Here is a 22,247-nt window from a genome sequence, read left to right as displayed (position 1 = left end):
GTACAATGGTAATTTTCCAATCTTACAAATAGTCATAACTTTAACTATAGTGTCTTTTAACACAATATAAATTTGTTCAAATAGGGCTTATGATTTAATTGTATTGCAACATTATATGGTAATCTTGCTTTTTTAGCAATTCATCTTATTTTTCACTTAAATTTTTCCAAATCATAATAAGGATTAGCAATATTCTCGCCAACTTCATTTATTGTTTCCTGAATTTCATCTAGGGTTGATTTATCTATAGTATTATAATGCCCCAGTGATTCTTTTATTTTCTTAAAACAAATTTCTAGCCCCAAATTTACTACAATAGAAAGAATAGTATCTACTTCATCATATGAATCTGTCTTCCATAATCTAGAGAGAGTTCTATCAATATCATTTCTTATATCACTTCTTAATAACTCGTATGTCATAGTTTGCCTGTCTGTTAGTTGACTAAGGGTTAATAAAAAATTATCTTTTTTAATTTCATTATTTTTAAATTGATTTAATGCATTTTGAAACATCGATATAAGTGTTTCAGTTGGTACTCTATCAGGTAGATTCTTAATTTCATTTATATCCATTATTTCTCCTTCTCCAGAAGTATTTGAGAAAACTAGAAGACATACTCTCTTCTCAATAATTCAATAGGATACTTTATGCAGTATGTTTGTCCTCATAAATCGATTTAAATAACAATTACCTTCTAAACTTATGAAAGTGATACATGAAAAGCACTTGCTTCCTGCTAGTGACAAACAAGTGCTTCTTTTAAAACTTAGAAAACTTTTACAAACTAAATTCACTTCACACTTGAATCTTCTATTCCGGAACAAACCTCTATTAAATCACTTCAAAATAAAACATTTTTATTACTTCTTTAATCTTCACAGCGGGGTGCTCCTACCACGCCCCATTTCAATAACGTTCAAATCGCTCATCTAATTCAATACCATAATAAGCAAGCGATTACCTCCTTAACTCCAAGATATCTTTGAAACAGACATTCTTCCATCCATTTATCATCCAATTCCTAACGGACACATTAATCCAATACTTCAGCTAATTGAAAAATAAAGTTTATTTTCTACAGTATTTGCGGCAATGAGTCTTAAATTAATTCCTTTATCATGTACATACTGCTTTTGGGCTTTTCATACATGTAACTTTTCTGACTATATCAATTAACTTTTTGATAAGGTACTTCAACACCTTCATCAATAAATAATTGATTCTCGATATTTACATAACTCATCGTATTACGTATCCAATAATACGACTCATCTATTTTATAAAGTGGCACAGGCAACTGATGTTCAAATGAAATCATAAATTGTCTTTCTTTTATAATCGTAAATCTTGTGCCAAGTTCATCTCCTAATTCATATCGACCCGTAATATCATCATTTTTAGAGAGCGATAAAATGTCGATATGTTTTGGTGCTTCTACAGAAGATTGTATTCCCATTAAGTAATTCATAATTTCTTGTTCATATTGAGGAAACACTTCTTGATTCGTTGCTAAAACGATCAATTCCGATGTGGCTGTGTTAATAAAAGCTTGTGCTGAACAACCAAGCCATCCTCCTGTATGACCAACCCAACCATCTTGAACAATAAAACCATAGCCATAATTATCAGCTAATTCTGTTGGGGTTAACATCAATTGGACATGCTCTTTGCTAATGAACTGACCTTGCAAAAATGCCTTTAAAAACTTAGCCACCTCTGCCACTGTTCCATAAATACCACCGTCACCATATGCATCATTATATTTTTCAATTTCATGAAAATACGGGTCATCCGAAACGTTTCTATATCGTTGCTCCTCATAATCATACGTTTGACCATGCGCTTCCCATTGTTTGGCAGGTTGAGTTGTTGTATAGGTAAGATTTAATGGTTCTGCAATATATTGTCGTAAATATGTTTCATATGATAAATTGCTAACTTTCTCAATTATTTTCGCAAGCAAAACATAATTCGTATTACTGTAAGACCAGTACTCCTTTGGCGCAAATTGTGGTAGCCCTACTTCAATAAATGTTTCAACACTTATTGTTGTATCTTCTGCTATGTACTCTGGTATACCGGATGTATGTGTTAGTAATTGTGCTACTGTTACTTCGGTAAAATAAGGTGCATAAAACCAATTTGAAATTTTATCTTCTAACTGTAACCGTCCTTTTTCTATTAGCTGGAACGTCATTACGGCAGTAAACATTTTACTTAATGATGCTAAATTAAATTGTGTATTTGGGTTAATATTCTGCTTCTTTTCGAGTTCTTGATATCCATCATAATAGTGCTTGATTTGTCCGTTTTTTTCATAATACACTGCACCTTTAAAAGCGATATTTTTAAGTATAATCTTCATTTGTTAACCCCCTAAATAAATTAGCTATCTAACATATTGGGTATGAAGAAGCTTTATAATAACTCCTTCATCGAAATCTCCTTCAATTTTTTAACAATCCGTTCTAATTCATCTAACTCATCTGATGAAAGTTTGCAATAAATTTTATCAGCAATTTGTCGTTCTACATAATCTTGCTTCGAAAAATACTCTAAGCCATTTTCAGCTAACGTTATAAATACTTCACGCCGATTTTGTAAATTAATTTCTCGCTTGATATAATTATTCTTTTCCAACTTCGCTATTAATTGGCTAACTGCGCTAGAGCTAATATTCATTTCAATCGCAATTTCACCGACCGTAATACGTTTAGATAAGTATACAATATCTAATACAACCGCTTGTTGCGTTGTAATACCGCTATTTAAATATTGCTTATAATGTTTATAGATCAAACGGTTTATCGTATATTCTGCTTCATTGATGCGCTTAACCTGTTCGTATAAAGACAAAAAACCACCCACTAATATGTTAGATGGCTAATATATTAGCAAGTATTTTGTCAATCGTCAACTTTATATAGAAATGTCTTACCGTTAGGGCATACAGGAGGTAAAAGGCTGATTTAATGATAAATGTCTTGTCACAATTATGTAGTACGTGTTGCAAAACGAAGGCCATAATCCAGGAATAACATGATTAATCAATCCTTTAATCTTTGCTCTTTTGATAAATGCTGTATATAAAAACTTTTCTTTCTTAGAGTTTATGAACGCCTTATCCATTCTAATCCTTTAAATTCTCAAAGATTACGGCCCAACCATCCATTGGGCTGCCATATCCCCATAGAGGCCCCGTCATTTTATCCAATTGATGAATCTTCTCCTGATATTGTTTCACCATCGCTTGACGCTCATCTTGTGTGTACACATTCAAACGTTCTTCACTTACTTTATGTCGCATATTGTGCAGGAAGTTAATCATGTCACAATAAAGTGAATTATCCTCAAATGTTATGAAATCTGGAAAAATTGCATAAACTTCGTCAAAAGCATGCTGCAAATGAAGCAAGCCAAATTTCGCCAAAACCTCTGAAATATGCGGTACCAGTTCAGACTGATACGCAAAGATATAGTCCCAACCATCCGACTGCCAGTTGCCAATCGTATTGATGGCAATGTGAAGTTGAAATAACTCTGGCGAAACCTTTTCTTTAATCGTGTCCAGTCCGCCAATTTCCCATATTTTATCAGATAGCTCTGCTAAAGCCATTTCATCTGCTGGGATTTCCCCATCCCATATCTCTTTCAAGCCAATACTCATCGTAACACCACTCCTAAAATTATAATTTTACTCGTTCACACAGTGCTATTTTCACAGCTCTACATAAATTCTTATCTTTGCTTCTTCAATTGCTGTTTACATGTTCAGTTCTGCTATAATTTCCTTACAGTGTTTTGCAATTTCTCTCATATCATCTTCAGAACAAAACTCAGCCAAATCATAACGTAAAGGGTGATGAACAAAATCCTCTACTATTCCCCTTAGCAGTGCCAGCTCTTCTTTTTCTACTTTTAAAGAAATAACAGCATTTTTGTCCAAGCTACCTCCATCCAAATCCACAAGACGAACCTTTTCATTTTTCTGACATTCAACAATAATAGCCGTAACATCCATTATAAAATTGATTGCACAACCTATATCCTGACGATGGCCGTTATCGTCACTAAAGTAAATGTCCTTCGTTTGACGAAAGTCTTTTATTTCCCGAGCATTAGTCAGTTGGAAGTCTTGCAACAAATTTTTAACGTTTATCTCTACGGGGATTTCTATCTCAAATTCTCTGTTAACCAAATAATCAATTAAAGTGCAAGTATCATCTGTTCCGCCAATATATTCTCCCCACCATCGTTGAATGTACATCCTCGCTTCCATTTTGATTCCCTCCAAAGTCTTGTTATTCAAAGTAGTTCTTCAAATGACCTTTTTCTTCTCTTACAAATTTAATACTCCCCTAGCTTGTCCGTATATATTAAACAATGGACTTTATTCATATCAGAAATCATCTTCTACTTCGTCATCCAAACATTCCTCAAGATTATTGATGAATTCCATAAAACTATTTGCTAAAAATTTAATACATCTGTTCGTCACTTCTCCTAAATCTAAATAAACTAATACAATTTCCTTTGAATCAAGGTTTATACAAAAAACATTCCCTCCTGCGTCATTTGCAAATGGTAGATACTTTTCAGGAATAATCTTTTTGGACTTAAAATCCAAAAATCCCTTTTCCAATGTGTACCCTAAATTGTTATTAAATTTTAAAGGAAGAAATACATGGACCCTAGTTTCCAGACCTGAATTTTCTTCAAAATAGCATGGGTTATTAGGTACACCACCATTATATTGAAGGTAATGTTCCTTCAATTCTAAAGGTAATTGAAGGTTTAATAGGATTTCAACTTCTTCTAAATCTTTTTGTGTTAACTGAGATGAGCAACAATAAAACATTTATACTCCCCCTATGCTCTATAGTATTTTTATGTCCTTCGATTTTCTGGGTCAACGACAAAATTATACTCATCGATACTCTTTGTAAAATCAAAGTGAGGTAGTATTTGAGTAGTCCTAAAATAGAAAATATAGCCAAACTCAGTATTTGATTTCAAATTATTTCCACAGTAACCCGTTATTTTAACTGAATAATTGTTTTTTGACAACTGAACACTGTCACAATTGTCATAGCTTTCATCTTTTAAATTTTCATAGTTATAGTTTAAGTAATAATCTTTATCCCAATTCATTATCGCAGAGATATCTGATATAATGATATTTCCGCTTGTGACATGTAGCGGAAAAGGTATTGAAGTAAAAATTAAATTTTCTTTAAGTATCGCAATATTTTCCTTTTCAGGGTTAATTATTATTCGATAATAATCATCAAGTTCAGGAATTTCGTATATTGGAATAATGCAACCTTTTGATATAACCTCTCGGCCAATTTTTTCATTTTCACTAAAAAATTTTAGCAATTCGTTTTCAATAATATTATTTTTCTCCAAATAGTTTGTTAATGTTAGTGGATCAAATATTATGTATCCTATTACAAATACGTTGAGGAAAGGTTGTTCTTAGAAATCCGCTACTCGATTTCCATCTTTAATCTCCTAGACAGAAATTATTCCTTTCTTTTTCAGAAACATAAACCAATCATCATTTTCAGAATTCGGGATAATGTTACAATAATCAGATCCCAAAACAGAATTTTTTAAAAAAAAATTAAATTCTCCAAAACATTTCATAGAATCTTCATCTACGATATATGTAAAAACATTTCCATTAAATCTGTTCATTATTAATGGTTCATAAAGAATCTGGCCAATGGATAACCACGATTCTTTGTCATCCTGTATATTTGAGAGAACAAATTGATTTTTTCCTAATTCACTGTAACTCCACAAATCAATATCGCCACACCGTGCTCCATTAGTTAAACGTAATAAATTGTAATAAACCCCTAATTTTAAGGTATTTGTTTCATTCATTTCTCCGATACCATCATTTAATTTTCCAAAAACAATACTTGAAGGATCTTCTTCTAAACCTTCTTTTAAGCAATCTATAATTTTTTCTATTTCTTCATACATTAAAATCAACCTCACTTCACTTTTTGGGACGCGCATTACTTTTTTGAATCCAATTTTTTGATTTATGGACTTATTTGATCAGCATATATACCCCAATAGTTTTTGCTTTTTTAAAACCTTAAGGATGTTGTATCTGGACAGCATATTAAGTTGTAATTACTAAACTTCAGTACACAAAAATTTCCATTATTTCTTTTAACCATATTATTTTCCCTTCTATTATTCAACATAATTTTGAAAAAATAATACTTAAGTAACCTGCTGGCTGCCCTCTTTCATGATTATTGTATAAATTCCCTTTTGTCTCTCATGTAAAAAGTTTTAACACATGCAGGTTAAAAAACACATGTAATGAAATCACTACATGTGTAAAAGATTTATTATAATATTTCCCATAATAAATTTACATTCTTTCAGTACTGTTGCTAATTTATTTATCAAGATCCACTGACCAATCAATCTCTTCATTAAACCAATTACCCAATTTTGATGAACCATTATCCATTTTCAAAGGGATTTCTCCAGCCCATACTTTAATGTCACTTATGAACCTCTCTTTTTCAAGCCCTTCAAAGGTGTATTTTTCTAACGCAGTGTTTAAAAATTCTATAAATAGTTTCTCTAAATTATACCTTTGCTCTACTTTATACATTTTTTCATATTCTTCTACCGTAACTGCAATATCAATAGTCAAATAGTTATCTTTTTTAGTATATCTAATAAATGACTTTCTTCCATATGATTCAGGTAAGCATCTAAAGACTATCCCAATCGAAACATCGACATTGCTATATTTTGAATTAATATTAGTTTCCAATGCGTTTCTTAATTCACTAGCTAATTCACCAACTCTTGCACCAGCGGTATCTGTAACTATTGAAAAAACCATATAATAAACCTCTACTTTAAATTTAGTGTTTGTAATAAATTTAACGGTTATATTTTTATGTTTATATGCATAACTTTTATTTGACGAAACAAATTGAAGTTCTGCTATCAATGTTAAATTATTAGACTGACCGCATATTTCCCACACCATTTCAACTTACCAATCATAAAAACCCTTTAAATCAAAAAAGAGAGTAAAGATTTTTACTACTTATTAGGAAAATCATCAGGAAATATAGGACAAATAATGTTTTCACTTAATATGTCATAGAGAAATTCACTCATAGAGCCTTTATATTTAAAGTAATTACCTGAGTTATCATCTACCAATATAACCCAGTCTCTTTGATTAATATCCACAATCCAATTCAATGTATCTCCATTTTCTGTTCGCCCCCAAGGCAATAATCCGCCGCCATTTGATGGGAATACTTCATATGGAAAGTCCTCTGGGAAATTCACCTTTAACGTTAGATAGGCTTCTTTATTTATTTTTTGTTGATTCAATAAATTTATATTCTCATTTTTTGTAAAAGGAGAGTAAATCATTATAAAGCCGCCGATAGTACAAGATCCATATAAATTGATTAACTTTTTATAATCTGATGGCAATACAACACCTAATTTACTTTCCACTTCTTTCCATTCACAAACATTATATGGAAATTTTCTCGAAATAGATTCAGGTAAAATATATTTTAACTTTTCAAAAGACATAGTCCCTCCTAAATTAACCTTTAATATTTGTGTTTGGCTGGTTTACTTTTCCTCTGCAATCTCCATCTACCCATGCACCTTTTAATATAAAATCTTTTATACACTCTAAATCACCATGAGAAGCGAAAAATTTTAATGGTGTATGATAAAAACCGTCTACGAAATTAATATCAATCCCAGATTTAATTAAATAGATGCATATATTTCTTTTTTCAAGAAAAGCAGCAAAATGTAACAAACTCTCATTTTTTTTCTCATTTCCATAAACGGGAACATGAATAAACTCTGGGTTTTTAGACAATAAATTATCTAATTTGTTAATATTGTTCTCACGAATTGCAGTATAAATTTCATAAAAAACCTCTTCGTTTTCTTGAAATATTTGTTCAAGTTTTGTCATTGTAAACACTACTTTCTTGGCCGCTTCAAATAGATTTTTATGTAAACCTCCATTTTTTACCTATTTATATATTAATCAATCTCAGATGCTTCAAGGTTATTTATAAAAGTGACAAAGTTATTAGATAAAAAATTAATGCTTCTTTCTGTAACCCCACCCAAGTCCATCCAAATAAGAACAACACGACCTTTTTCTAAAACTATACAAAATAAATTTCCACCCCAATCATTTGCAAAGGGCAAGTATCTATTGGGGAGTGCATTGATTTCAAACCGTTATGATGCATCGTTAGATTATAGGGCGATATAAATCTTTCCAGTAAGGAATCATTTCTTCTGAAAAAATATAAACAAAATCTTTAGAAGAAAGGTTTCCTAAATTGTCTAATGCAATGCCAAACTTGAAAAATATTTTATAGTTTCTGTTGATAAAGTACTCTTCATTTTTCAAACTAGCCAATTTAGAGCCGATTTTTGATAACAGTTTATTATCAATAAAAACATCCTCTTTACAATTTAAAGCTATTTGTATTAACTGTCCTTTTTCATTATAGATTGCTTGACTATTCTTCCAGTTTTCTGTTGTGATACCTTTTTTAGTATTCTTGCTTATTTTTAAAGGCATTCCCCATATATTTTCAACTTCACTCGGCTGCATACCGAATTTCAATAATCCTACAGATTGATACGGAGTAATTTCATATCTTAAGTTTTTCAGCTGATTCTCAATACTTCTGAATTGAGTACCTAATTTTATTCCTTTCTCATAAATATATTTTTGGTTATCTAAATAAATTGTTATTTGAATGCCATCATCAGGACAGTCTAAACCGTAAATCGTCATGTTATATTGTGGAAATATATAGCATCCATCCACAAAATACGGATTTTCTTTTAATAAAAATTGCTTTGATTCATTCATTAAATCTATTTTTTGCTCATTCAATAAAATAATCTCTGGATTGTTTACTGATATACTTACCAAAACATCATTTACAAAATGAAATATATAATCATCATGAAATTGAAAAAATTCTTTTCCTTTGACAGGTTTCTTTTCCAATTCACCTAAGACATATTTTAAGTCTGAAGATGTCATAGATAGACTTACTTCGTTTATCCCCATTTTAGGTAATATTATTAGCTCTCTTCTCATACCTTTTACCTCTCTGTAGTTTTATAAAATCTACGAAATAGGTTCTAATAGTTGCTGACGTTTAAGGGTGAGATACCCCTCTACCATTTGATTTATTAACCATATAAGTAATCAATTAAATTATCAGTGTATTCCTCTTTTTTCAAAATACTAATCAAAGAAGACTTTAATATTTCAACAAAATCATCGTAGATTTCAAAAGTTTCCTCATCCATTATTTCTCCTTTGAATTTTTCATGTATTATTTCTAATGTCACCGAAAGAGCATCTAGAAAGACAGAAAAAGAATCCGCGATTGGAAATAAGGCACTCGTTTCATAACTTGCAAAAACAGGTGAATTTTCTTGGTTTGTGACAACTACAATTGGATCATCATCCTTATCTGCAACTACAAGCCAATTTGGATTCCAATTTGGATTTTCTCTTTTTTCGGTTCCAATCCAACGAAATCCTTCTTGTCTACGAACCAATTTATCTGCGGCATACAAAAAAAGGAGGCTATTCCCTAAGTCAATATCTGTACAATCTAATTGATGGCCATCAGGACGTATATTACAAATTATTTCACACTGTTGATAAAATAATACTAATTCAGGAGAAAGATAAATTTTTTCATCTACATCAAGTTTTGCTAATTTTGACCTATAACGGACTCCTCCGTTTTTTTCAACGGGGGATTCTTCTTTTGGATATTCATTCATCGCCTGTATAAATTTTAATATTGATTTTTCTAGTTGTTTCATAAAATGTCTATCCTCTCGTTTCTATGTGATGTTTTGCTACATCATTTTTTAACGGTCTTTTATTTTGCATTTTTTAACATATTCAAATAAGTTAAATCTTTCAAATCATGGTCATTTCCAAGTCGATATATATGCATGAACAACACACCTTTTTTGTAAATAAAAAACATATGTAATGAAAGCGTCTTTTAGCGTTTTCTTTACATATGTCCGAAATATTTATCCTTATTTTACCATAATATTTTAAATATCTCTAATTGTACAGTGATGTTTTTATTTCTTTGTAGTTGCGCTATATTAACTAATTTTTCTCTGGGCTAATTATAATAACATTCTTTGAATTACGAACCTCTATACAATTGTATTTTTGATTTAAAATCTCAATTGTTTTGCCATACTTCATAATTGTGATATCTTGGAAAGCCAAAAAAGGTAAACTATTCAGTTTTTCTTTTATATCGTTAATAGAAAGGTTCAAATTAAAACATTTTCTTAGTTCCATAATAAATTTATTTGCTTCATTTGGTTTTCTGACTATATAAACTTTTACCTTATCTATCAAATCAGGTTCGTCTAAAGTAAAATCATCATCTTTTATTACAGCATCATTTTCCAGCCATCTAAATAAATCGGTATCTAAAGTATAAAAAGGCAACGATAATGCACCGAAATCTTGATAGAATACGTTAAGATCGCTATTCTTTTTTAAAAACAATCCTTGCCCTCCTCCATCATCTCCTATCAAAATATATTCTGGTGCATAAGTACTTACTTCGTACAAACCGTTTCTTTCGATTGCGATGTCAAAACCATAAATATTGATTCCGTTTTCAAATGAAACTTCATTATAAGATTTCCAAAATTCAATTAGTCTCGAAGGTATATAAGTTTGAAAATAAGTATTGATTTCAGGCGCATCAATATTTCTTGTTGTTTTAGTGATTAAGGGTGTAGACTTAAAATTTAAATTCATTTATTTCCTCCAAATAACAATGACCTAGTCTATTAAATGTTATAAGCTTCTAGCATTACTCTATTCTAAAAAAGAATTATTAACAATCTATCTAAATAAAAAACCTTGAACGATCAAGGTTTTCAAATATTATCCATTATGATATTGAGGTAGTTTTTTTATCCATTCTTCAAAGTTTTTATTATATTCTTCCACATCAAAATTGTCACTATAGTAGTAATATACAGGTGATTTCGGACTTTCTTTGGCACTAAGACAAAAATAATCCCCATTTCCTACGTCTAGGAATGGAATCAAATTTGCATCCCAATTACCATTCTTAATCTCGTAATCATAAACAAATCCTATTAAATCATTGCCATTATTTTCTGCAGTTGATACATTTAAAATTCCCGGAAGCACATATTTAGACATTAATGTAATAAATATCTTAAAGTCGTCGCTAAATTTACAGTTAAATTTATATTCTAGTGCCTCCCAATCCCGTGTAGAAGGGGAATCAAAGACCCCCCATTCTTTGTCCAACACTTGTGATAAAATAGCCTCCACTTCATCATAAGTCACCATAAATACCTCCTTCACTTTATAGGTCTATTTATCCGATAAATAGACTCTAGTTTATAGCATGGTTGTTCAAGAGCATTGCCAGAAACCAGCAATAACCTCTCCTGTTTCATTATGCTTATATAGATATAATGCACCGTACATAAATACATAATCCATATTATCACTATAGCCTTCTTCGTCTATTTGTAGAAAAAAGGAGTAATTATCATTTTTCAACTCTTTATCATAATAACTTTTCGGTTGAATAAGTCGTGGTTCTCCTAAAACTTTAATAAACAAATAATTATTCCCTTGTTTTTGCGAATAATCGCTTATGGAGTTTATACCTAAATCTAAAATACGCTTATCCGTATTTCTTCCAATTTCGGAGTATTTATGCTCTATAACCCGTACTTCAATTGAAGGATATATATTTCTTTCCAATAAAGTATCAAAATCCTTATGAATAATAATCGAAAGCATAACATCCTCTTTTTCTGGATGAACTAGAGTTGCATAAAACCTGTAATCATCAGATATTTTTTCTTCAATGAATTTTGGAGGATTACCACCTATTCTACCCCTCACATTATCATTAAAAGGAATACATTGAGCAAACAATTAAAACCCTCCCTTCCATCTGCTTTAAGCCATAGACATAATCTTTTTTTGTTTTGGTGCTGGTAGATTGCTGATATCATCGGCGCTACGAAATACTGACCTGTGTATTCCAACGCTTCAAAATACACCATTTATTCCCACTGTACTTTTTCATTATTTTACCATTATTTAAAATTACAAACTAGTATATATCAAATGCATATTAGCATTCCCTTTCTACAAAGATTGCTGTACGCTAATACATAAGTAACTGACATATAAAAAGCGCTTTTTTTGTATTTTTTAAAATGTCATGGAGGTTTTGATATGGACGATTTTATATTTCCTATTCACAATAATGAGGCGAAATATAAGCAAATTTATCAGCAATTAAAGACTTTAATTGAGCAAGGAATCTTACAGTCCAATGATTGCCTTCCTTCTATTCGGCGATTGGCGGAGACATTACAGGTCAGTCGTAATACGACATTAACTGCTTATGAACAGTTGGTAGCGGAAGGCTACATACGTGGTGAAGGTCGTAAAGGCTATTTCGTTAATGTATTGGAACAAGTGTTTTTACAGGAAGAGGAACAAACAAGTAGGACAGAAAAAATACAGCAGGTGTTGCCAGCTATAAAAATTGATTTTCGGGCTGGTGCTGTCGATCAATCCCATTTTCCGCTAAAAACTTGGCGACAATTTGCTAATCGAGCACTCCAGTTAGCAGATAGTTTTGTGTATGGCGATCCTTTTGGGGAGCCTGTATTAAGAGAGCAGCTTGTTCACTACTTACTTCAAGCACGTGGGGTAAAATGTGAGGCGGATGATATTATTGTTGGTAGCAGTACACAGCAATTGTTATTGTATCTCGGTTTTATTTTGAAGCATGATTTTACAAGTGTAATTGTTGAAAATCCAGGTTATGTTGGTGCACGTCAATCATTTACATTAAATGGTTTTGAGTTGGAAGCACTACCTGTTTTGGCGCATGGCGCTGAACTTCAGCTATTGACACACATGCAATCACGGCTTTTATATGTAACCCCCTCCCACCATTTCCCTTACGGTGTTTCAATGTCTATTCAACAAAGGCAATTGATGATTCAATGGGCAAAAAGAGTACGTGGTTACATTATCGAAGACGATTATGACAGTGAATTTCGTTATACGCAGCAACCATTTCCGGCGCTTGCCTCTATCAACCATTCGCGCGTTATTTATATGGGAACTTTTTCAAAATCTTTTTTACCAGGTATTCGATTAAGCTATATGGTATTGCCTAAGTCACTTACCCATCGTTACAAAGAACAATTTGATCAATTTGAACATAATGCCTCTTCTCTCCATCAATTAACGATGGCGGCATTTATGGAAAAGGGTGAGTGGACACGTCATATTAAAAGAATGCGTATTATTTATAAACATAAAATGAACTGTCTTGTAGAAGAACTTAAAAAGCATTTCGGGCACAATATGACGATATTGGGGGAGCATTCAGGTCTTTATGTATTGATTAAGTTGCATGTGCAGCAAACCGAAGAAGAGCTACTCCAAGCTGCTGAGCATTGCGGTGTAAAAGTGTACCCAACTAGCCAGTATTATCTGCAACAGACAAACACTGAACCAATATTACAGTTAGGATTTAGTATGTTGTCAATCGAGAATATCCAAGAAGGCGTTCAATTATTATCACAAGCATGGCCGTTGCTACGTTCCAAACAACATTAAAACGCGGGCTTTCAAAAACCCGCGTTTTTACTATGTATCATTTTTGAGCGTATTTTTGCAAATGCTTTGGTATTTCCCGTAAATCCATTAACAACGGCATCATCATCAGTAAGGTCAATAAATAAATAGCAATTCCTATTGCCACAGCCGAACTTTTCACTTCCTCCTCAATAACATAGGGCATTGTAATATAAGGTACAAAGACCAAAAGTAAAATAGAAATACGAGTCATTGAAGTGAGCATTTGTTTTTTTGCGCAATAAGGGCAACTGATAAATCGTGAAAATGTTACAATCGAACGCATCGATTGCTTCCAAGTCCATTTCTCCTTACATTCAATACATTTTGGCATACAGTGCATCCCCTCCATTCACTAATTATGCCATATTCTTTCACAAAGAAGCACTCCATTAAAGCAAAAAAGAATTGCACAGGTTTTCCCTGCACAAATTCTTTTAAAAATAATCTATAAATGTCGGGATACCTACAGGTAGAACAGCTTCTAAAAGGGCCAATTCAATTGCTTCACCTTGTAAGCGCTCGATTTTTTCTAAATAGCTAGGTCGTTTATAGCCCAATAGCATCGTAGCTAACGTCTGTACGGTTAGTTGTATAGCATTTTCGGATAATTGTTCGCTCACCTTCTCAACAGATACTTCCCCGCTTTGCACTGTGACAACAAAGGTACCATTATTCCAAGCGACAATACGGTCAGTTACCGCAAAGCGCAGTTGGAAGTCACTTCCTATAAACGGATAACGCATTAAAAATTCCTTTACGTCCACAATGCGTGCCATAAAGTAAGGAGAAACCTTTTGAATAATTTCACTATCCTCTAGTAAAAAAGCGACTGCTTCATTGCCCGTTGTTTTCCCATACACGTTATAGACCATTGAGCTATGGGCAGAGACAAAGTTCCATAACCCTTTACGAGCTTCTTCCTGCATATAAACAATCTCATCAATATAGAAATTTTCTTCCATTATACGGTAGAACATATAACCTTGTGCCACATCGTCCTCATCGTAATAGATTGCAGCTTGTAGTTTGACATCACTGTCTATAAACTTTTCTTCCCAAAAGTCTTCTTGAAATTTTTCATTCCACGCAATACTATTACGCACCATAACGCCATGTGTTTTTTTGGCATAGCGTGCATAAATAGCGACTACATCCTCATCTTTTGGATCGACTCGGCGAATTTTACCGTTTAGTCCGCCATAATGAGGGAGTTGCGTATCTTTTACTTGAAACTCCACAATATCGCTCATAATTTCCCAACCCTTTTTGCGATAATATGGAATGGAATAAGGAAATAAATAAGAAATATATCGACCTTCATCTCGCATTTGTTCGAGGCATTTCAAAATAAGACTTTCCATCAAGCCGTGTCTAGAATATTCTGGATAGGTACCAACAGCCGTAATACCACCCATTTCATAAAATTTCCCATGTACATTTACTTGAAAAGGTAAATTTAATATTTGTGATACTAGTTGAGAGCCGTCAAACCAGCCAAATGCATGCCCTTCATCGAACTGTTTACTTTTGGCATTGACGAAACGACGATCCTTATGAATGGACATAGACATTTGAAATACATAATTTAGTAAATCAATTGACTGAGCCATCTCATCAAGTCGTATTTCTCGCATTACTAAACCTTTTCGTTGATTCATGATTCTCTCTCCTCATCAAATAGCTCTGCAAAAATAGTGTCTGGTGCATTTAAAAATCGCTTCGTTACAATATAATGTATAGTGTCTTCGTATCGAATCGATTCAATTCCCCCATCGTCAAAACTGTAAATGGTCGCATTCGGATAACCAAGTAAAATGGGCGAATGGGTAGCAATAATAAACTGAGCTTCATGCTCTAAATCTTTCATGATTTTAAGAAGACTAAGTTGTCTCGTAGGTGATAAAGCCGCTTCTGGCTCGTCCAATAAATAAATCGCCTTGCCTTTAAAACGGTTCATAAATAGCGATAAAAAGGACTCGCCATGTGATTGGTGGTGTAGTGATTTGCCACCAAATGCAGCATACTTATTCGGATGTTCTAACAAATCAATATGACTTGCAAATTGATAAAACGTCTCCGATCTTAGAAAAAAGCCGTTCGTCACTTTAGGCCACCAAGATAAGCGAATATAATCTCCTAATGCCGATTCCGCCTTATGTACTTCATAGGTATTTTGACGTCCCCCACCTGCTGTATTAAATTCACAGCAATCCGCAATAGCTTCCAGTAACGTCGATTTTCCAGAGCCATTTTCCCCAACAAAAAACGTCACATTCGTTGGAAACGCTAACTCTTGTAAATCCTGCAAACTAGGTATATTAAAAGGATATAGGTGTTTTTCCTCTATGTTGTCCTGTAAAACTTTGCATGCTTTTAAATACATCCTTATTCCCCTCCCTATTACTATTATAACTCCCAATAGCTATTGTGAAACGGTCTTCTTTTCCAAATACAATTAAAAAATACCTGCTAGCTATAACAGCATAATGCCAACTAGGGGAAATAGGTGACCAGACTAGCGTTAAACAGAAATAAAAGTCAGAATATTAAAATATAGCACAAACTCATCATTCCTTTTAATAGCGAACAAGACCGAATACCTACTTGTCATACCTATATCGGAAACACGACATCTCTTGCCGTTACAGTAACTACCTACACAATATTTCCCGAGAAATATTTCAGTTATCCAGCGCAAATTACTAATAAAGATAATAAAATTATGCCATTATAACGATTTGAATAAGAAGGGGTGGTACTTCCTATACTTGATTGGCGTTCAACACTTAGCTCATAGTGGTTAAAAGCGTAGAAACTACAAGTGCTAGCAGTCCTATCATTGATACGTTATTGTTTGTTATGATGTGCATATAGCCTCCTCTACTTTTCATTATTTCTTATATTAAAAAACTCCATCTCCCAAAAATAGAGAGACGAAGTTATCCGCAGTACTACTTTAATTACATAAAGGCTTCCTTTAACAATATCAGTAGGCTGACTATAGCTATCTTATTCAGTACAAAGACGCTTGAACGAGTTCTCGAATTGTTTACCAGCAGCCACCGTGTAAACATTCCCCACTATTATTTCCAAGTCAAGTTGCTATGTTAAATATCCTGTTGAATGGATCTACCAGGATAAAACTTCATTTGTCCATTATCTTGATGTGCTTTAGCGGTCATCGTTATTGGTTTCAATTTTAGAACAATCGTTTTACTTCCTAAAGAAGATTGATACTTCTCAACATGTGCTTTTGATAAGGGCGCTTGATAGTAAGCTGGGACATATTTATCTAGCATTGCTTGCATTGCTGCCGTTGCTTCGTCTAAATTTGTTACTACTTCGATGATACCGTTTGCGATAACGCTCATATAAGCAGTATCTGTATTAGCAGGAATCGGATCGGCAATTGTTCCGTAATTTTCACTTATGGTCATACAAGCATTTGAATTCGTATGTAAGATGGTGATTTTTCTTCCTTCATTTGCGCCATGAATATAAAAAATCCCTTCTTTGAATACAAAATTAAGCGGAATGACATATGGCATGTTATGATCTACCAAGCCAAGAAAAGCTGTTTGAGCTTCTCGTAAAAAGTTATAAATTTGCCCTTCATTTGTACACATTCGATCCGCCTTACGAATATTAGTTTCCATCCATATCACTTCTCCTTACCTATGATATTGGAAGTTTATAATAGAACCGTGCGATTAAGAAGGGACAGTTTTGGGAATATCCATGGGTACAAGAAACTGTTAAAAAACCAGCACGTATTTAAAATTACGTGCTGGTCTAATATTTTTGGATAAATAATTGCCCATTCGATTGGATTTCAGCATAGAATACTTCTTCAATATTTTCGATAGACATCTTTTTCAGTTCATCTTTTAACCATTGTCGATTTTTCCCAACTTCTAATAAATTTCTTTTCAATAATTTTCCATCTGATATTATTTCAATTGGCAAAAAAGGTGGATTTTCTGGTGAGATGTTTATATCTATTTTTTGGGTACCTTGAAATGGCGGTTTCTTAAGAATACTAAGCGTACCATTCGGTTCTAGAATGGCAAAATCTATTTCATCAATTGAAAAAACTTGATATTGTCTAATCATCATCGTTAAGTCATCAATATTGACACCGGTTCGCTTCAATGCTTTTCGATCGATTTTGCCATGTTTTATAACAATTGTAGGCTGACCGTCAAGCAACATTCTTATTTTCCCTGATTTCAAACTAATATAGCCGATTAGTGTCGTCAACGAACACCAAATAATTAAGCTTACCAAATCTTTCATGTAATCTTTAGTACTTAAAACAATCATATTTGCGGCAATCGAGCCAATTGTGATTCCTGTTACGTAATTGAAAAAAGTAAGTTGACTTAATTGTTTTTTCCCTAAAAAACGTGTGAGGGCAAGAAGTACGAAAAAAGTTACAACTGTTTCTATGGCTATTTGTAAGTAGCTTACATCTTTCATATCACCACTCCTATCTATACAATAGAATGCGTTATGCAGTCCATAACATACACTCAAAACTAGGTGCATTCCTTGTTCTCACCACTAGCTTGCTTCTAGAAGAAGTATTTGTAAGGCATAAATAACCCCTAAGGTTAATTTCAGTGCTATTTTTTATTAGATTGATACATAAAATACAATCCATTTAGATTGGCAATTGGTGTATGATTTAGATATTCGATTTATAGGAAATATTTACATATAATTTGTCTTTTTGCTCAAATAAAAAATCGGAGGTATGTCGCATGAAAAAAAGGAAAAGTTGGTATCGTATGTGGAAAATACTTTCCTTCGCTTTTTCCATGTTGTTGCAAGTTTATTGGTTTCGCATTCGAAAAAAATCGGAACCACAATGGGAAATGCTCTGGGAAAAGCTTGGTCGACAATTTCGAGAAACGTTATTTGAACTCGAAGGTGTGTTGATTAAAGTCGGACAACTTTTAAGTATTCGCGAAGATTTACTACCAAAAAGTTTTATTAGCCAAATACAGGATTTAGTAGATCAAGTCCCTCCCTCTCCTTGGGAAGACATTCAACTTGTTTTGGAAAAAGAATGGGGAAGTCCTGTTGACCATGTACTTCTTTCAATCGAGACAAAAGCTGTCGCTTCCGCATCCATTGGAGAGGTTTATCGCGGAAAGTTAAAGGATGGTACGAATGTAGCAATTAAAGTACAGCGACCCACTATACCAACTATTATGCGAACGGATTTTCGTTCGCTAGCTATTATTATGTGGTTTGCGCAATATATTGCTCCAGTACCTAAAGGCTTTATTAATTTTAAATTGCTTTTTAATGAAGTCAAACATGTCATCAGTAGGGAATTAGATTTTAATAAAGAACTAGACACCATGACACATTTTCGCGAACGCTTTGCATCGATTGATGAACTTAAGATTCCTAGTGCGTATCCCGAACTTAGCACCTCTCAAGTATTAGTAATGGAATGGATAGATGGTGCAAGAATAACAGATAACGCATTTTTAACTTCCAATCAAATTGATAAAGAAGCATTATCTGAGCGATTAATGCGCATTTTCTTACCACAATGGCTAGAGGCTGGGCTATTTCATGCTGATCCGCACGCTGGCAATGTGCTAGTAACGGAGGATGGTACAATTGTCCTTCTTGATTTTGGTATGGTTGGCGAAATATCAAGAAAAGATGCAGCCAATTTTCAAATTTTAATGCAGGCTATTTTATTAAAAAATTATGCTCAAGCGGCTGAAACATTAAAAAATTTAGGATTTTTACTACTAGGAGCGGATTTAAAAATCATTGAAAATCTTCTAAGAGAAGTACTACTATTGGATTTAAACAAAGTAAAGGAAATGGATGTATTTGCTGTCAAAAAAGAAATGAATGACATGATAAAATTACTTCCTATACAAGTTCCTACACGATTTATCTTTTTAGGGCGCTCGTTTGTGACAATTGAAGGTATGTTGCTGACCCTTAATCCAGAGAAAGAAATTTTAGACATTATTAAACCTGTATTTTCAGATTGGATCAAGCAAGGAAGCTCAAATAATTGGAAAACTGTTTTACAATGGCTTAATGCGCTCCCAATTTTTAAAGTATTCCATTCCCTGCAAGACCTTGTGGAGACACCCCAGCGAATGTTAGTACAAAAAGATGCATTGCAGCAAAGGGATTTTGTCTTTGCAATTTATGAAAATCAAAAAAAGCAAGCCTTTATCATTAGTGTACTAGCATTAGGCGCAGTTTTCTTTGGCCTGTATTTACAATATGCCCTCCTTATAAAAGCATCGAGTGGCGTATTAGCACTTTCTAGTCTTTTTTATATCGTAAGTAGTTGGAAACAAAAAAGATGGTTACAACGGCTCTCCAAAAAAACGCTATAGATAACATTAGCCTCCTAATTCTAACGTTTAGGAGGCTTTCCTTATGCTTTCCAATGGGATTTTCATGCTATTTATCCTGTTATACCAACTGTTCTATAATCAGCCAGTTACTCATAAATTGACTAAAATACAAAATAAGGAGAACTGCGAAAATGCATGTTGTTCATTTTTATGAAAATAAGATTTCCGTTTTGAATCAGCTATTAATTCGCATTCCAACTATTGATGAAAACATCCAAATTAAAGGTCGAAAAGCAAAAGTAGTGGACGTTATTCAAATGAATGAGCGCCAGTATCATGTCATTGTGCTTTTTGAAAAAATATCAAAAAAACAACCTTTAACAAAAGATCTTGGGAAGAAGAAAAGATAGTTCTTCCCTTTTTTATGTTTATCAACATACAAGGTGTGGGTAGACAAAAAACATAACAGTACTCGCAATAATAATTGATTTTTTTGAACAAAATGCGAACTATTCTCATTAATAGTATTTTTATTGAGCAGAACAATTGACTTTTTAATTGATAACAATTATCATTATCATATAGATTATTTCTTTTCTCTAAACTGTTTATTTCAGAATCCCCCCTTATTTTTTGAAATAAACATGCATTAAACGGATATTCTTACATCACACTAAGAATATCCGTTTTTTAGTTACATAAATTGAAGGAGCTGTTCTCAATGGATTATCGTATTGAAAAAGACACTATGGGTGAGATCAAAGTACCTGCCAACAAAATTTGGGGTGCTCAAACCCAACGTAGTAAAGAGAATTTTCAAATTGGTACTGAACACATGCCGATTGAATTGATTCAAGCTATGGCGATTTTAAAGAAAAGTGCAGCAATCGCAAATAATAAATTAGGAAAGCTTTCGGATATTAAAGCCAATGCAATTGTGCAAGCGGCAGATGAAATTTTAAATGGTCAATGGGACGATCAATTCCCACTTGTTGTCTGGCAAACTGGTAGTGGTACCCAATCGAATATGAATGTCAACGAGGTGATTGCGCATCGTGCAAACCAAATTTTACAAGATGCTGGCGAAGCTGACCGCATTCACCCAAATGACGATGTCAATAAATCTCAAAGCTCGAACGATACGTTTCCAACTGCGTTGCATATTGCAGCCGTACTAAAAGTAGAAGACTATCTACTGCCTCGCCTTCGTTTATTAAAGGCAACGTTGGATGATAAAGCAGAGCAATTTAAAGATATTATTAAAATTGGACGTACCCATTTACAAGATGCTACCCCGCTGACATTGGGACAAGAAATTAGTGGCTGGTCTGCTATGCTAGGTAAATCCGAGCAAATGATTAAACATAATGTGGACTACATGAAAGAGCTTGCGATTGGCGGTACGGCTGTCGGAACGGGTATTAATGCACATCCTGAATTTGGTGAGCGTGTAGCAGCTGAAATTAGTGAACTAACGGGCAAACAGTTCACTTCCGCAGCAAATAAATTCCATGCTTTAACAAGTCATGATGAAGCGGTTGTGGCACATGGTGCATTAAAAGCACTTGCTGCTGATTTGATGAAGATTGCCAATGACGTACGTTGGCTAGCAAGTGGTCCACGCTCTGGTATTGGTGAAATTACTATTCCAGAAAATGAACCAGGCTCATCCATTATGCCAGGTAAAGTGAATCCGACGCAAAGTGAAGCGATGACAATGGTCGTTACGCAAGTAGTTGGGAACGATGCAACAATTGCCTTTGCCGCTTCGCAAGGTAATTTTGAACTGAATGTCTTTAAACCTGTTATTATTTACAATTTCCTACAATCGACACGTCTGCTAGCAGATACGATGAAATCATTTAATGATCACTGCGCTATCGGCATCGAACCAAACAAAGAGGTACTGGATCATAACTTGCAAAACTCGCTAATGCTTGTAACAGCCTTAAACCCTTATATTGGCTATGAAAATGCGGCAAAAATTGCGAAGAAAGCACATAAAGAAGGCACGACTCTAAAAGAAGCGGCCATCGCTTCAGGCTTATTAACTGAAGAACAGTTCGATGAATATGTTGATCCAGCTACAATGATTTATCCGAATGCATAAATACAAAAGGCACCAAGAAGTT

Annotated in this window: 26 protein-coding genes; 4 read left to right on the top strand and 22 right to left on the bottom strand. The window is 33.4% G+C overall.

The window, feature by feature from the left end:
* Positions 1 to 152: 152 nt before the first annotated feature.
* The 17 genes from I5435_RS09765 to I5435_RS09690 all read right to left on the bottom strand — a co-directional run bounded on the left by I5435_RS09765 (position 153) and on the right by I5435_RS09690 (position 12,040).
* Positions 153 to 575 carry a hypothetical protein gene (locus I5435_RS09765; protein WP_108030933.1) on the bottom strand — a complete coding sequence of 141 codons (423 nt, stop codon included), beginning with the start codon at positions 573 to 575 and terminating at the stop codon, positions 153 to 155.
* A 596-nt stretch (positions 576 to 1,171) separates the two neighbouring features.
* Complete coding sequence (locus tag I5435_RS09760) at positions 1,172 to 2,368, bottom strand: serine hydrolase domain-containing protein (RefSeq protein ID WP_337983695.1); 1,197 nt, start codon at positions 2,366 to 2,368, stop codon at positions 1,172 to 1,174.
* 53 nt (positions 2,369 to 2,421) lie between these two features.
* Positions 2,422 to 2,859: a MarR family winged helix-turn-helix transcriptional regulator gene (locus tag I5435_RS09755; protein WP_337983694.1), complete on the bottom strand. Its 438-nt coding sequence runs from the start codon at positions 2,857 to 2,859 to the stop codon at positions 2,422 to 2,424.
* A gap of 274 nt (positions 2,860 to 3,133) precedes the next feature.
* Entirely contained in the window at positions 3,134 to 3,670 is a 537-nt protein-coding gene (locus tag I5435_RS09750; protein WP_337983693.1) for a hypothetical protein, read from the bottom strand.
* Positions 3,671 to 3,766: 96 nt separating this feature from the next.
* The gene (locus I5435_RS09745; protein ID WP_337983692.1) at positions 3,767 to 4,282 is read right to left on the bottom strand and encodes an imm68 putative immunity domain-containing protein; all 516 of its coding nucleotides are present in this window, start codon (positions 4,280 to 4,282) and stop codon (positions 3,767 to 3,769) included.
* Between the two features lie 120 nt (positions 4,283 to 4,402).
* Positions 4,403 to 4,861 (bottom strand): SMI1/KNR4 family protein, encoded by a 459-nt coding sequence (locus tag I5435_RS09740; RefSeq protein WP_024363665.1) that lies wholly within the window; start codon positions 4,859 to 4,861, stop codon positions 4,403 to 4,405.
* A 29-nt stretch (positions 4,862 to 4,890) separates the two neighbouring features.
* Positions 4,891 to 5,412 (bottom strand): hypothetical protein, encoded by a 522-nt coding sequence (locus tag I5435_RS09735; RefSeq protein ID WP_024363664.1) that lies wholly within the window; start codon positions 5,410 to 5,412, stop codon positions 4,891 to 4,893.
* A 105-nt stretch (positions 5,413 to 5,517) separates the two neighbouring features.
* Positions 5,518 to 5,997 carry a hypothetical protein gene (locus I5435_RS09730; RefSeq protein ID WP_337983691.1) on the bottom strand — a complete coding sequence of 160 codons (480 nt, stop codon included), beginning with the start codon at positions 5,995 to 5,997 and terminating at the stop codon, positions 5,518 to 5,520.
* A gap of 430 nt (positions 5,998 to 6,427) precedes the next feature.
* Positions 6,428 to 7,036 carry an Imm44 family immunity protein gene (locus I5435_RS09725; RefSeq protein WP_337983690.1) on the bottom strand — a complete coding sequence of 203 codons (609 nt, stop codon included), beginning with the start codon at positions 7,034 to 7,036 and terminating at the stop codon, positions 6,428 to 6,430.
* Positions 7,037 to 7,092: 56 nt separating this feature from the next.
* Positions 7,093 to 7,602: an SMI1/KNR4 family protein gene (locus I5435_RS09720; RefSeq protein ID WP_337983689.1), complete on the bottom strand. Its 510-nt coding sequence runs from the start codon at positions 7,600 to 7,602 to the stop codon at positions 7,093 to 7,095.
* A 13-nt stretch (positions 7,603 to 7,615) separates the two neighbouring features.
* The gene (locus I5435_RS09715) at positions 7,616 to 8,002 is read right to left on the bottom strand and encodes an ankyrin repeat domain-containing protein (protein ID WP_337983688.1); all 387 of its coding nucleotides are present in this window, start codon (positions 8,000 to 8,002) and stop codon (positions 7,616 to 7,618) included.
* 71 nt (positions 8,003 to 8,073) lie between these two features.
* Positions 8,074 to 8,268, bottom strand: a complete 195-nt coding sequence (locus I5435_RS23165) for an SMI1/KNR4 family protein (RefSeq protein ID WP_443136944.1) — start codon at positions 8,266 to 8,268, stop codon at positions 8,074 to 8,076.
* Positions 8,269 to 8,290: 22 nt separating this feature from the next.
* Entirely contained in the window at positions 8,291 to 9,157 is an 867-nt protein-coding gene (locus I5435_RS09710; protein WP_337983687.1) for a hypothetical protein, read from the bottom strand.
* Positions 9,158 to 9,252: 95 nt separating this feature from the next.
* Positions 9,253 to 9,900, bottom strand: a complete 648-nt coding sequence (locus tag I5435_RS09705) for a hypothetical protein (protein WP_337983686.1) — start codon at positions 9,898 to 9,900, stop codon at positions 9,253 to 9,255.
* Between the two features lie 301 nt (positions 9,901 to 10,201).
* Positions 10,202 to 10,873 (bottom strand): hypothetical protein, encoded by a 672-nt coding sequence (locus I5435_RS09700; protein ID WP_108030938.1) that lies wholly within the window; start codon positions 10,871 to 10,873, stop codon positions 10,202 to 10,204.
* Positions 10,874 to 11,002: 129 nt separating this feature from the next.
* Positions 11,003 to 11,437, bottom strand: coding sequence for an SMI1/KNR4 family protein (locus I5435_RS09695; RefSeq protein ID WP_337983685.1), 435 nt, complete (start codon positions 11,435 to 11,437; stop codon positions 11,003 to 11,005).
* Between the two features lie 69 nt (positions 11,438 to 11,506).
* Complete coding sequence (locus I5435_RS09690) at positions 11,507 to 12,040, bottom strand: hypothetical protein (protein WP_024363649.1); 534 nt, start codon at positions 12,038 to 12,040, stop codon at positions 11,507 to 11,509.
* Between the two features lie 306 nt (positions 12,041 to 12,346).
* On the opposite strand from I5435_RS09690, the gene pdxR reads away from it, so the two are divergent.
* Complete coding sequence (gene pdxR, locus I5435_RS09685; protein ID WP_337983684.1) at positions 12,347 to 13,750, top strand: MocR-like pyridoxine biosynthesis transcription factor PdxR; 1,404 nt, start codon at positions 12,347 to 12,349, stop codon at positions 13,748 to 13,750.
* A 37-nt stretch (positions 13,751 to 13,787) separates the two neighbouring features.
* Here pdxR and I5435_RS09680 read toward each other — a convergent pair whose 3' ends face one another.
* The 5 genes from I5435_RS09680 to I5435_RS09660 form a co-directional block, all read right to left on the bottom strand.
* Positions 13,788 to 14,102 carry a TIGR04104 family putative zinc finger protein gene (locus I5435_RS09680; protein ID WP_167492655.1) on the bottom strand — a complete coding sequence of 105 codons (315 nt, stop codon included), beginning with the start codon at positions 14,100 to 14,102 and terminating at the stop codon, positions 13,788 to 13,790.
* 103 nt (positions 14,103 to 14,205) lie between these two features.
* Positions 14,206 to 15,429 (bottom strand): GNAT family N-acetyltransferase, encoded by a 1,224-nt coding sequence (locus I5435_RS09675; RefSeq protein WP_337983683.1) that lies wholly within the window; start codon positions 15,427 to 15,429, stop codon positions 14,206 to 14,208.
* On the bottom strand, positions 15,426 to 16,154 hold the full coding sequence (locus I5435_RS09670) for an AAA family ATPase (protein WP_025219343.1): 729 nt from the start codon (positions 16,152 to 16,154) through the stop codon (positions 15,426 to 15,428). The genes I5435_RS09675 and I5435_RS09670 overlap by 4 nt, the downstream gene beginning before the upstream one ends.
* A 724-nt stretch (positions 16,155 to 16,878) precedes the next feature.
* Positions 16,879 to 17,427 (bottom strand): pyridoxamine 5'-phosphate oxidase family protein, encoded by a 549-nt coding sequence (locus tag I5435_RS09665; RefSeq protein WP_024363644.1) that lies wholly within the window; start codon positions 17,425 to 17,427, stop codon positions 16,879 to 16,881.
* A gap of 136 nt (positions 17,428 to 17,563) precedes the next feature.
* Complete coding sequence (locus I5435_RS09660) at positions 17,564 to 18,250, bottom strand: DUF421 domain-containing protein (protein ID WP_024363643.1); 687 nt, start codon at positions 18,248 to 18,250, stop codon at positions 17,564 to 17,566.
* 284 nt (positions 18,251 to 18,534) lie between these two features.
* Between I5435_RS09660 and I5435_RS09655 the strand changes: the two genes are divergently transcribed.
* The 3 genes from I5435_RS09655 to fumC all read left to right on the top strand — a co-directional run bounded on the left by I5435_RS09655 (position 18,535) and on the right by fumC (position 22,225).
* Complete coding sequence (locus tag I5435_RS09655; RefSeq protein WP_337983682.1) at positions 18,535 to 20,154, top strand: ABC1 kinase family protein; 1,620 nt, start codon at positions 18,535 to 18,537, stop codon at positions 20,152 to 20,154.
* A gap of 152 nt (positions 20,155 to 20,306) precedes the next feature.
* Positions 20,307 to 20,525 (top strand): hypothetical protein, encoded by a 219-nt coding sequence (locus I5435_RS09650; protein WP_024363641.1) that lies wholly within the window; start codon positions 20,307 to 20,309, stop codon positions 20,523 to 20,525.
* Positions 20,526 to 20,836: 311 nt separating this feature from the next.
* On the top strand, positions 20,837 to 22,225 hold the full coding sequence (fumC, locus tag I5435_RS09645; protein ID WP_337983681.1) for a class II fumarate hydratase: 1,389 nt from the start codon (positions 20,837 to 20,839) through the stop codon (positions 22,223 to 22,225).
* Positions 22,226 to 22,247 lie beyond the last annotated feature (22 nt).

Source organism: Lysinibacillus sp. C5.1 (genome assembly GCF_016350185.1).
GTDB classification, from domain to species: Bacteria; Bacillota; Bacilli; order Bacillales_A; family Planococcaceae; genus Lysinibacillus; species Lysinibacillus sphaericus.
Note: the sequence above shows the minus strand (reverse complement) of the source record. Positions and strands in the feature narration are given on the sequence as shown.